At 68.1% G+C, this 11,609-nt stretch carries 9 protein-coding genes; all 9 read left to right on the forward strand.

Annotated elements, in window-relative coordinates:
- Positions 1-100: 100 nt before the first annotated feature.
- Positions 101-1,693, forward strand: coding sequence for a chromosomal replication initiator protein DnaA (gene dnaA / locus Q5696_RS00005; RefSeq protein WP_305093210.1), 1,593 nt, complete (start codon positions 101-103; stop codon positions 1,691-1,693).
- Positions 1,694-2,215: 522 nt separating this feature from the next.
- The gene (gene dnaN / locus Q5696_RS00010; protein WP_305093211.1) at positions 2,216-3,400 is read left to right on the forward strand and encodes a DNA polymerase III subunit beta; all 1,185 of its coding nucleotides are present in this window, start codon (positions 2,216-2,218) and stop codon (positions 3,398-3,400) included.
- 71 nt (positions 3,401-3,471) lie between these two features.
- Positions 3,472-4,368: a phosphogluconate dehydrogenase (NAD(+)-dependent, decarboxylating) gene (gnd, locus tag Q5696_RS00015; protein WP_305093212.1), complete on the forward strand. Its 897-nt coding sequence runs from the start codon at positions 3,472-3,474 to the stop codon at positions 4,366-4,368.
- Positions 4,368-5,594 (forward strand): DNA replication/repair protein RecF, encoded by a 1,227-nt coding sequence (gene recF / locus Q5696_RS00020; protein ID WP_305093213.1) that lies wholly within the window; start codon positions 4,368-4,370, stop codon positions 5,592-5,594. Before gnd ends, recF begins: the two co-directional genes overlap by 1 nt.
- Positions 5,591-6,142 carry a DUF721 family protein gene (locus tag Q5696_RS00025; RefSeq protein ID WP_305093214.1) on the forward strand — a complete coding sequence of 184 codons (552 nt, stop codon included), beginning with the start codon at positions 5,591-5,593 and terminating at the stop codon, positions 6,140-6,142. The genes recF and Q5696_RS00025 overlap by 4 nt, the downstream gene beginning before the upstream one ends.
- A gap of 130 nt (positions 6,143-6,272) precedes the next feature.
- Complete coding sequence (locus tag Q5696_RS00030) at positions 6,273-7,193, forward strand: metal-dependent hydrolase (RefSeq protein WP_305093215.1); 921 nt, start codon at positions 6,273-6,275, stop codon at positions 7,191-7,193.
- Entirely contained in the window at positions 7,190-8,311 is a 1,122-nt protein-coding gene (locus Q5696_RS00035; protein ID WP_305093216.1) for a PDR/VanB family oxidoreductase, read from the forward strand. The genes Q5696_RS00030 and Q5696_RS00035 overlap by 4 nt, the downstream gene beginning before the upstream one ends.
- A 21-nt stretch (positions 8,312-8,332) precedes the next feature.
- A complete protein-coding gene (locus Q5696_RS00040; protein WP_305093217.1) occupies positions 8,333-9,256 on the forward strand; it encodes an alpha/beta fold hydrolase in 924 nt (307 codons plus the stop codon).
- A 229-nt stretch (positions 9,257-9,485) separates the two neighbouring features.
- Positions 9,486-11,510, forward strand: a complete 2,025-nt coding sequence (gyrB, locus tag Q5696_RS00045; RefSeq protein ID WP_305093218.1) for a DNA topoisomerase (ATP-hydrolyzing) subunit B — start codon at positions 9,486-9,488, stop codon at positions 11,508-11,510.
- Positions 11,511-11,609 lie beyond the last annotated feature (99 nt).

Consider the following 11,609-nt stretch of genomic DNA (forward strand, 5'->3'; position numbering starts at 1 on the left):
GGCGGCATATTCGTGGCCCGGACACGGGTCCCGGACACACCCGGAACCCATACCGATATACACGTAGACACGGGCCGGACCGGCCCGGGGAGGACAGACCGTGAGCGACGATCCGAACGCCTTGGCGAATGTCTGGCGCGACGTCGTTGCAGAACTGATCTCCGACACCACCGAGACCCGGCTGACCAAGGCGCAGCGCGCATGGTTGGCGCTGGTCCGGCCCCTGACGTACGCACAGGGTTTCGCGCTGCTGTCGGTGCCGTCACCGCTCGCCCAGGAAGCGATCGAGCGTGATCTGCGCGAGCCGATCCTGCGGGCCCTCAACCGTCACCTCGGGCAGCCCGTCGAAGGGATCGGGGTCCGCATCGCGGCCCCCGAGGACGTCGCCGAGCCGGAACTGCAGCTGACGTTGGGGGAACGCACCAAGGCACCCGTCGAGGCACCCGAACCGAGCACGAACTTCGCGCCGTCACAGGGCGACAGCTTCGAGGGGGACGGCACTCTGCGCCGACGCCAGCGGGTGCGCGCCGCCGCCGAGACCACCACCGACACCGACGTCGAAGAGGTCGACGACGATCGCGACGCCCTGGCCAGCGTGCACGAGTCGTGGCCGTCGTACTTCACGAAGCCGCCGGCCGGACAGTCCGCAGGTGCGGTGAACGGCAACAGCCTCAACGCGAAGTACACGTTCGACACGTTCGTCATCGGCGCGTCCAACCGGTTCGCGCACGCCGCTGCCGTCGCGATCGCCGAGGCACCCGCCCGGGCCTACAACCCACTGTTCATCTGGGGGGCGTCGGGGCTGGGCAAGACGCATCTGCTGCATGCGGCCGGCCACTACGCGCAGCGTCTGTTCCCCGGGCTCCGGGTGAAGTACGTTTCCACCGAGGAGTTCACGAACGACTTCATCAACAGTCTGCGGGACGACCGGAAGGTGGCGTTCAAGCGCCGGTACCGCGACATCGACATCCTGCTCGTCGACGACATCCAGTTCATCGAAGGCAAGGAAGGCATCCAGGAAGAGTTCTTCCACACCTTCAACACACTGCACAACGCGAACAAGCAGATCGTGGTGTCGTCGGATCGGCCGCCGAAACAGCTGGCGACACTCGAGGAGCGGCTGCGCACCCGCTTCGAGTGGGGACTGATCACCGACGTCCAGCCCCCCGAACTCGAGACCCGGATCGCGATCCTGTCGAAGAAGGCACGGATGGACCGGCTGGACGTCCCGTACGACGTCCTCGAGTTGATCGCCAGCCGGATCGAACGCAACATCCGTGAACTCGAGGGGGCGCTGATCCGGGTGACCGCGTTCGCCTCGCTCAACAGGCAGGCGCTCGACCTCAAGCTCGCCGAGGTGGTGCTGCGCGACCTGATGCCCGATTCCGCGGCACTCGAGATCAACGCGTCCACGATCATGGCGGTGACCGCCGAGTACTTCAACACCTCCATCGACGACCTGTGCGGCCCCGGCAAGGCCCGCCCCCTCGCGCAGGCCCGCCAGATCGCGATGTACCTGTGCCGCGAGCTCACCGACCTGTCCCTGCCCAAGATCGGCCAGACGTTCGGCAGGGACCACACCACCGTCATGTACGCGGACAAGAAGATCCGCAAGGAGATGACCGAACGACGCAAGGTGTACGACCAGGTCCAGGAACTCACCGCACGGATCAAGCAACGCTCCAAGAACTGATCGTCCGACCTCGAACGCACACAGATGCCCGCACGGAAGACCGTGCGGGCATCGCCCGTTCCGGGGTGACTCGAGACACGATTCCCAGGCAATTCACACCTGTGGATAGGTGTGTGTATAAGGTGTACAAGCTGTGGAAGAACGGTGGACAACTTCGGGACTACTCGAGGTATCCACAACCCTCCTCGAGTAGTCCTCGAGTTCATCCTCGAGAAGTCCCCAGGCCTCGAGGGGCTCCGGCCAGGGGTTTGGGTGGTTTATCCACAGTTTCCACAGGACCTATTACTATGATTGTTTTTCTCTCGAGAGAAGATCTTTAAAAGCAGGGACTGTGCACAACTCGAGAAGGGGGCCGGCTCACCGCCCCTCTCGAGAGCCCTCGAGGTGCCGGCTCCGCTTTCCAAGACGCAGACGGGCGCATACGGTGGACCTCCTGGCCGCTGTGTCAGACTGCTCATGCAGTCGTGTGACCTTCGCGTGTGACTGCCGACGATCGATGCCGACGAGAGGATTCCCCGAGCGATGGAGCTTGGAAGTATGAAGTTTCGCGTTGCTCGGGAGGACTTCTCGGACTCCGTCGCATGGGTCGCGCGCAGCCTGCCGTCCCGGCCCCCGGTTCCCGTCCTCGGCGGTGTACTGCTCGGAGCCGACGAACAGGGCCTGACCGTTTCCGGGTTCGACTACGAGGTCTCCGCTCAGGTCCGGGTCTCCGCCGAGGTCACCACGACCGGTCAGGTCCTCGTCTCCGGCAAGCTGCTCGCCGACATCACCCGGGCACTGCCCAACAAGCCGGTGGACGTCACCGTCGACGGCACCCGTGTGCTGATCACGTGCGGCAGCGCCAAGTTCTCCCTGCCGACGATGCCGGTCGAGGACTACCCGCAGCTGCCGGCGCTGCCCGAACAGACCGGCTCGGTGCCCGTGGACGTGTTCGCCGAGGCCGTCGGCCAGGTCGCCGTCGCCGCCGGCAAGGACGACACCCTGCCGATGCTCACCGGTATCCGCGTCGAGATCGAGGGCACCGACGTCGTGCTCGCCGCCACCGACCGGTTCCGGCTGGCCGTCCGCAAGCTCGAATGGATGCCGACGGCCGGGGAGACCTCCGCCGCCGTCCTGGTGCCCGCCAAGACCCTGTCCGAGTCGGCAAAGACGTTGGGCGGCAGCCCTCTTGCCCCCGTCGGGCTGGCTCTCGGTTCCGGCTCGTCGGTGGGCACCGACGGCATGCTGGGCATCGTCGCCGACGGCCGACGGACCACCACCCGGCTGCTCGACGCCGAGTTCCCGAAGTTCCGTCAGCTCCTGCCCGCCGAGCACACCGCGATGGCGACGGTCGAGGTGGCGCCGCTGGTCGACGCCATCAAGCGTGTCGCGCTGGTCGCCGAGCGGGGCGCCCAGGTCCGTCTCGAGTTCGGTTCGGAGGGGCTGCTGCTGTCCGCCGGCGGCGACGACGCCGGCCGTGCCGAGGAATTCCTCGACGCCGACTTCCAGGGCGAGCCGCTGATCATCGCGTTCAACCCCGGCTACCTCATCGACGGACTGTCGTCGCTGCACTCGGATCGGGTGTCCTTCGGATTCACCACCCCCAGCCGTCCCGCAGTGCTGCGTCCGGCCGGTGAGGACATCCCCGACCGGGGCGAGTCCGGCACCTTCGCGGCACCCGACAGCGACTACACCTACCTGCTGATGCCGGTCCGCCTGCCCGGCTGATCGACACCGGCTCGCAGCCGGCGGAGGATGGAGCCCAGCGCGAATCGGTACTAGTGGAGGGACATCTCACGATGCAGCTCGGACTGGTCGGACTCGGCAAGATGGGTTTCCCCATGCGTGACCGGCTGCGGGAACGCGGCCACGAGGTCGTCGGCTACGACCCGCGGCCGGAGGTCACCGACGTCGACTCACTCGAGGAACTGGTGTCGGCACTCGAGACGCCGCGGACAGTGTGGGTGATGGTGCCCGCCGGGGAGATCACCCGGGACACGATCGCTGCGCTGGCGTCGGTTCTCGAGTCCGGGGATCTGGTGATCGACGGCGGCAACTCCCGGTACACCGACGATCGCGGGCACGCGGAGCTGCTCGCGGCCTCCGGGATCGGATACCTCGACTGCGGTGTCTCCGGCGGTGTCTGGGGACGCGACGAGGGCTACGGCCTGATGGTCGGCGGATCGGCTGCCGACGTGGCGCGGGCCGAACCGATCTTCGAGGCGCTGCGTCCGGATGGGGAGCGAGCCGGTGGCTTCGTCCACGCCGGCCCGGTCGGTGCGGGTCACTACGCCAAGATGGTGCACAACGGCGTCGAATACGGGCTCATGCAGGCGTACGCCGAGGGCTACGAACTGCTCGCGGCCGAGGAGCTGATCACCGACGTGCCCGGCGTGCTGAGGGCCTGGACGCACGGCACCGTCGTGCGGTCGTGGTTGCTCGAGCTGCTGGTGAAGGCGCTCGACGAGGATCCCGGGTTCGCCGGTATCGGCGGATACGTCGAGGATTCGGGGGAGGGCCGCTGGACGGTCCGGGAGGCTCTCGATCATGCGGTGCCCACCCCCGTCATCTCCGCGGCCCTGTTCGCTCGGTTCTCCTCTCGGCAGTCCGATTCCCCTGCCATGCAGGCAGTTTCGGCGTTGAGGAACCAGTTCGGCGGGCACGCAGTGCACGGTGCAGGACAGACGGGGCCGTAGTGTTCGTTCGCAAGTTCTCGGTCCACGACTTCCGGTCGTGGGACGCCGTCACGGTGGATCTGACGCCCGGTACCACGGTGTTCGTCGGCCGCAATGGGCACGGCAAGACCAATCTGCTCGAAGCGCTCGGCTACCTGTCGACGCTGTCGTCGCACCGGGTGTCGTCGGACGCGCCCCTGATCCGGGCGGGGGCGTCGCAGGCGTTCGCGGGGGCTCTGGTGGTCAACCACGGCCGCGAACTGGGGATCGACATCACGATCAACGACGGAAAAGCCAACCGCGCCAAGATCAATCAGTCCCCGACCCGGCGTCCCCGGGAAATCGTCGGAATTCTGCAGACGGTGCTGTTCGCGCCCGAGGATCTGTCGCTGGTGCGCGGTGACCCGGGGGACCGGCGCCGGTTCCTCGACGAACTCCTCACCACCCGGCGTCCGCGCATGGCTGCGGTGCGGGCCGACTACGACAAGGTCCTGCGTCAGCGGTCGGCGCTGCTCAAGACCGCGGGCGGTGCGCTGCGTCGTGGATCTCGGTCGTCCGACGGAGCGAATGCTCTTGCAACACTTGATGTCTGGGACGGTCATCTGGCGGCGCACGGCGCGCAGCTGCTGGCCGCCCGGCTGCGTCTCGTGCACGACCTGGCGCCGCATCTGGTGTCGTCGTACCGATCGCTGGCGCCGGAGTCGCGACCCGCGTCCGTCCGGTACCGGAGCAGTCTGGGATCATCGCTTCCTGTCGAATTGCTCGATCCGGCAAGGGAATCCGAACCCGACGACGTCGAGTTACTGGAGGCGAGTTTCCTGCACGAGCTGTCGGTGATGCGGCAACGGGAGATCGAACGCGGCGTGTGTCTGGTGGGTCCGCACCGCGACGACCTCGAACTGTTCCTCGGCGATCAGCCGGCGAAAGGCTTTGCCAGCCACGGTGAATCGTGGTCCTATGCGCTGTCGATGCGACTCGGCGCCTTCTTCCTGCTGCGCGACGACGGCAGCGACCCGGTGCTCATGCTCGACGACGTGTTCGCCGAACTCGACCGCAAGCGTCGCACCGCGCTCGCCGGAGTCGCCGCCTCGGCGGAGCAGGTACTCGTCACCGCCGCGGTGCCCGAGGACGTGCCCGACGAGCTGAGGGCCACCCGGTTGGCGGTGACGGCCCACGACGTCGACCGGGGGCGGGTCTCCCGGATCGCGCCGGCCGATGTGGACGTGACGGTGGGAGGCGACCGATGACCGGATCCGAACCGGAACAGCCGGAACAGCCGGAACTGAAGGGCGTCGACCTCGCCCGCCGGGCGCTCGAGGAGGCGCGGGCCGCGGCCAAGGCGAAGGGCAAATCGGTGGGGCAGGGCCGTTCGTCTCCGCGCGGCGGCATCCGGGCGCTGCGGCCCCGGCGCCGGTCGTGGTCGGGGGCAGGACCCGACGAGCGTGATCCGCAGCCGTTCGGTTCGCTGATCGGTGCGGTCGCCGCACAGCGCGGCTGGTCGGCGCAGGTGTCCGAGGGGGCCGTGCTGGGTCGGTGGGCGGACATCGTGGGCCCGGACATCGCCTCGCACGCGGCACCGACCGGGCTGCGGGACGGCGTGCTGAGCGTCTCGGCGGAGTCGACGGCGTGGGCGACGCAGCTGCGGATGATGCAGTCACAGCTTCTCGCGCGGATCGCGGCCGCGGTCGGGGACCGGGTGGTGACGTCGTTGCGGATCACCGGTCCCACCGCGCCGAGCTGGCGAAAGGGCGATCGGCACATCTCGGGGCGGGGCCCGCGGGACACCTACGGCTGAGCCGGGCGACGACCCTGGATATACCTATTACTGCGTGTTACATTTACGGCTCCCCTGTCGAGTGAACCAGGTCACGGCAGCCGTCGCGGTGTGACGGCCGGTGATCCGGGCGAAATAGCCGGGAGCAGTCATGGCAGCCCTCCCCGAGTCCTCGGTGTCCTCCGTCGCACGCACGGACGAACCGGACCACATCCTGTTGCAGGCGCGGAACGTCGAGTTCGACTGGTCGGACCTGCCGATGCACTGGATACCCGGCGATCCGTTCAGCACTCACGTCCTCAACGTCCTGCACATGTTGCTGCCGGCCGGGGAAGAGTGGTTCGTCGCCACGTACAAGGAGGCATTGCCGCTGATCGACGACGACAAGCTACGGGAGGACGTCGTCGGATTCATCGGTCAGGAGGCCGTGCACGCCGGCGCGCACACCGGAGTGCTCGAGCACCTGAAGGCCCGCGGCCTCGATCCGGCGCCGTACACCGACCAGATGCACTGGGCGTTCGAGAAACTGCTCGGGCCCAAGCCGCTCACCGGGCGCCGCGCCCAGAACCACCTGATCGAGCGTCTCGCGATCATCGCCGCCGTCGAGCACATCACGGCCTTCCTCGGTGACTGGGTGCTCAACGCGGACGGCCTCGACCGCGCCGGTATGCATCCGACGATGCTCGATCTGCTGCGCTGGCACGGCGCCGAGGAGGTCGAGCACCGGTGCGTGGCCTACGACGTCATGCGCTACTTCGACAAGCGGGAGTCGCGGCGCATCCGCACCCAGCTGATCGTCACCCCGATGATCGTGTGGCTGTGGGTGCGCGGCACCCGGTTCCTCATGAGCAACGACCCGGAACTGGCGAACTGGTCCGCATCCCGCCGTCGCCCCCACCTGTCCGACTTCGTGGCGGCAGGAAAGCGTGGAACCCTGCCCACCGCAACAGAATTGGGTAAACGCATGGCGACCTACTTCCGTCGGGACTACCACCCCGGCAAGGAAGGGTCGACGGCGCAGGCGGTCGCCTACCTGGCGTCCTCCCCGGCCGCGCAGGCGGCGACGCGGTGAAGCTGCCCCGCGTGCGCGACCTGCTCTCCGGATCCGAGGAACTGACCCGGCCCGCGCCGCCCCCGGATCTGCAGGGCCGGGGCCGGCCCGACCGGGCCATGACGATCGTCGAGGCGGTCGCCGACAAGTACCTGCGGGTACTCACGGCGTACGACTACGACCCCGCCAGCGCCGGTCACAACCCGGACAGTGCGCTGACGCTCGTCGTCACCGACCGCACGATCGTCGCCGAGGACGAGAATGTCGCCGCCCTGACGTTCGCGGCCGTCGACGGCGCCGACCTGCCCGCGTGGCAGCCCGGCTGCCACCTCGACTTCCATCTGCCGTCGGGTCGACGACGGCAGTACTCGCTGTGCGGCGATCCCGCCGACCGCCGGCACTACCGGATCGCGGTGCGTTCGATCCCCGACGGTGGTGGCGGTTCGACCGAGATGCACGGTCTCGCGCCGGGCACGACGGTCACGGTTCGCGGGCCGCGCAACGGCTTCCCGTTCGTGTCCGACGGCAGCGCCCTGTTCGTCGCCGGCGGCATCGGGATCACCCCGATCCTCCCGATGGTCCGTGCCGCTCGCCGCGCCGGAATGGACTGGCGGTTCGTGTACTCCGGACGTTCCCGCGAGTCGATGCCGTTCCTCGACGAGATCGGCACGTGGGAGCCGGACCGCGTGTTCGTCCGCCCCGACGACGAATTCGGTCTGCCCACCGCCACGGACCTCCTGGCCGGCGCGCCGGCCAGGGGAGCGGTGTACTGCTGCGGCCCCACCCCGATGCTCGACGCGGTCCGCGGCGGCTTCGCCGACTCGGGGGCCACCGCGCTGCACTTCGAACGGTTCGGTCCACCGCCGGTTCTCGGAGGTGTCCCGTTCGAGGTGCAGCTGGTGAGCACCGGTGAGGTGCTCGAGGTGCCCGCCGACGACTCGGCACTCGAGGTGATCCGGGAGAGACTGCCCGACGTCGGCTACTCGTGCCGGCAGGGGTTCTGCGGAACCTGCAAGGTGCGGGTGCTGTCCGGCACCCCGGAACACCGGGAGCGCCGACTGTCCCCGCAGGAGCGGCAGGACCACATGCTGATCTGCGTCTCCCGTGCCGACGGCGGCCGGTTGATCCTCGATCTCTGACCCTGTTCGAGAGGAATCGTCATGACCACGTTTCACGTGAAACCACGCTTCGTCACCCGCGGCGACGTCCGGCTCGCCGTGTTCGAGCAGGGCAACCCGGACGGTGAGACCCTGCTGCTGGTGCACGGCTGGCCCGACACCCACGACCTGTGGCAGCACGTGATCCCGCACCTGGCCGAGACGTTCCGGATCGTCTCCTACGACACCCGCGGTGCCGGTGCCAGCTCGACACCGGCCGCGGTGTCGGCGTACGCGCTGCCCGAACTCGCCCGCGACCTCTTTGCAGTGATCGACGCCGTCAGCCCCGACGCCCCGGTACACGTGCTCGCCCACGACTGGGGCTCGGTCGAAACCTGGGAGGCGGTGTGCGAGCCCGGCGCCGAGAAGCGGATCGCGTCGTACACGTCGATCTCCGGACCCAACCTCGACCACCTCGGCACCTGGGTGCGGGAGCGGCTCGCACAGCGGCGCTTCACCGGGCCGCTCGCGCAGGCGGTGGCGTCGTCGTACACGGTGCTGTTCCAGATCCCGGTCGTCGGCACCCTGCCGTTCCGGTTGGGGATGTCCCGGATCTGGCCGACGTTCCTGCGGTTCTTCGACGGAATGGACGCATCGCTCGTCCGTCCCGCACCGACGCTGCGGACGGACATGATCACCGGACTGAAGCGGTACCGGGCCAACATCCGGCCGCGGCTGCGGCACCCGCGGGAGCGGCGCACCGACGTTCCGGTGCAGCTGATCCTGAACCGGCGCGACAGGGCGGTGCGTCCCGTCGGCTACGAGGACACCGGACGGTGGGTGCCGAACCTGCGCCGCCGCGAACTCGACGCCGGGCACTGGTCGCCGATCTCGCACGCCGGGGACGTCGCACGACTCACGGCCGACTTCGTCGGCGACCTCCGCCTCGACACGACGACGGACAGTCGTGGAGGTGGCACTGCGTAGCGTTTCACCCTGCCGGGGCCGTGAAACCGCGCCTGCGGGCTGTTCAGGGGTGTGTTAGGCACCTTTATGTCGGTGCCGACCCGTAAGATGGTCGAGTAACCAGCGGCGAATTCGACACACCGCTCCCGGTGCCTCGTTGTGCGTGGCGGTCACCCGACGGGACCGCCCTCGTGCGAAGCACAGCGCAGCGCCGTGTCGGCACACTACGGAGAAGGAGAGCTACCCACCCGTGGCTGCCCAGAAGTCAGACAAGAGCAACACTTACGGCGCTTCCTCCATCACCGTCCTGGAGGGACTCGAAGCCGTCCGCAAGCGACCCGGCATGTACATCGGTTCCACCGGTGAACGCGGCCTGCACCACCTGATCTGGGAGGTCGTCGACAACTCGGTCGACGAGGCGATGGCCGGCTACGCGAGCAAGGTCGAGGTGACCATCCTCGAGGACGGTGGCATCCAGGTCGTCGACGACGGCCGCGGTATCCCCGTCGCGATGCACGCCTCCGGTGCCCCCACCGTCGAGGTCGTCATGACCCAGCTGCACGCCGGCGGCAAGTTCGATTCCGACGCCTACGCGGTGTCCGGTGGTCTGCACGGTGTCGGTATCTCGGTCGTCAACGCACTCTCGACCAAGGTCGAGGTCGAGATCGCGGTCGACGGTCACCACTGGACACAGACCTACGACCACGCCAAGCCGGGCCCGCTCGTGCAGGGCGCGCCGACGTCGGAGACCGGCACCACCGTCCGGTTCTGGGCCGACCCCGAGATCTTCGAGACCACCACCTACAACTTCGAGACGGTCGCCCGCCGCCTGCAGGAGATGGCGTTCCTCAACAAGGGTCTCACCATCACCTTCACCGACGAGCGCGTCGCGGAGGAAGAGGTCACCGACGACGTCGTCAGCGCCACTGCCGACGCCCCGAAGACCGAGGAAGAAGCCGCCGCGCAGAAGGCCCCCAAGGTCAAGTCGCGGATCTACCACTACCCGGGCGGCCTCGAGGACTACGTGCGGTTCATCAACCGCACCAAGCAGCCGATCCACAACTCGGTCGTCGGATTCACCGCGAAGGGCACCGGCCACGAGCTCGAGATCGCGATGCAGTGGAACTCCGGCTACTCGGAGTCGGTGCACACGTTCGCCAACACCATCAACACCCACGAGGGCGGCACCCACGAGGAAGGCTTCCGTGCGGCGCTCACCAACGTGGTGAAGCGGTACGCCAAGGACAAGAAGCTCGTCAAGGACAAGGATCCGGAGCTGTCCGGCGACGACATCCGCGAGGGCCTGGCCGCGATCATCTCGGTGAAGGTGTCCGAGCCGCAGTTCGAGGGCCAGACCAAGACCAAGCTCGGCAACACCGAGGTCAAGTCGTTCGTGCAGAAGGCGTGCAACGAGCACATCGCGCACTGGTTCGAATCGAACCCGGCCGATGCCAAGACCATCGTCACCAAGGCGGTGTCGTCGGCGCAGGCCCGCAACGCGGCCCGCAAGGCCCGGGAACTGGTGCGCCGCAAGAGCGCCACCGACATCGGCGGCCTGCCCGGCAAGCTCGCCGACTGCCGCTCCAACGATCCGAGCAAGTGCGAGATCTACATCGTGGAGGGCGACTCCGCCGGCGGCTCGGCCAAGTCCGGTCGCGACTCGATGTACCAGGCGATCCTGCCGCTGCGCGGCAAGATCATCAACGTCGAGAAGGCCCGCATCGACCGTGTCCTCAAGAACGCCGAGGTGCAGTCGATCATCACCGCGTTCGGCACCGGCATCCACGACGAGTTCGACATCTCCAAGCTGCGCTACCACAAGATCGTGCTCATGGCCGACGCCGACGTCGACGGCCAGCACATCGCGACGCTGCTGCTGACGCTGCTGTTCCGGTTCATGCGCCCGCTCGTCGAGCAGGGCCACGTCTACCTGGCGCAGCCGCCGCTGTACAAGCTCAAGTGGCAGAAGGGTGCCGCGCCGGAGTTCGCGTACTCCGACCGCGAGCGCGACGGCCTGCTCCAGGCCGGTCTGGCGTCGGGCAAGAAGATCAACACCGACGACGGCATCCAGCGTTACAAGGGCCTCGGCGAGATGAACGCCAAGGAACTGTGGGAGACCACGATGGATCCGAGCGTCCGCGTCCTGCGTCAGGTCACCCTCGACGATGCCGCGGCCGCCGACGAACTGTTCAGCGTGCTCATGGGCGAGGACGTCGAGGCACGTCGCAGCTTCATCACCCGCAACGCCAAGGACGTCCGCTTCCTGGACGTGTAACCGATCGGAGGACGCCCGCGGCCCGGGGCACACCGGGTCGCGGGTGGCCCCGGCGATACCGGTGGCGGGTGTGGGCCGACCGTGGAATTGCCGCATTCG

It is taken from the genome of Prescottella sp. R16 (genome assembly GCF_030656875.1).
In the GTDB taxonomy this organism is placed as follows: Bacteria; Actinomycetota; Actinomycetes; order Mycobacteriales; family Mycobacteriaceae; genus Prescottella.

What these genes read in the sequence shown, in the direction of transcription:
- gnd (WP_305093212.1), top strand. Translation starts at nt 3,472, where the DNA reads ATGCAGCTCGGACTGGTCGGACTCGGCAAGATGGGTTTCCCCATGCGT.
- Q5696_RS00030 (WP_305093215.1), top strand. Translation starts at nt 6,273, where the DNA reads ATGGCAGCCCTCCCCGAGTCCTCGGTGTCCTCCGTCGCACGCACGGAC.
- Q5696_RS00025 (WP_305093214.1), top strand. Translation starts at nt 5,591, where the DNA reads ATGACCGGATCCGAACCGGAACAGCCGGAACAGCCGGAACTGAAGGGC.
- Q5696_RS00040 (WP_305093217.1), top strand. Translation starts at nt 8,333, where the DNA reads ATGACCACGTTTCACGTGAAACCACGCTTCGTCACCCGCGGCGACGTC.
- dnaN (WP_305093211.1), top strand. Translation starts at nt 2,216, where the DNA reads ATGGAGCTTGGAAGTATGAAGTTTCGCGTTGCTCGGGAGGACTTCTCG.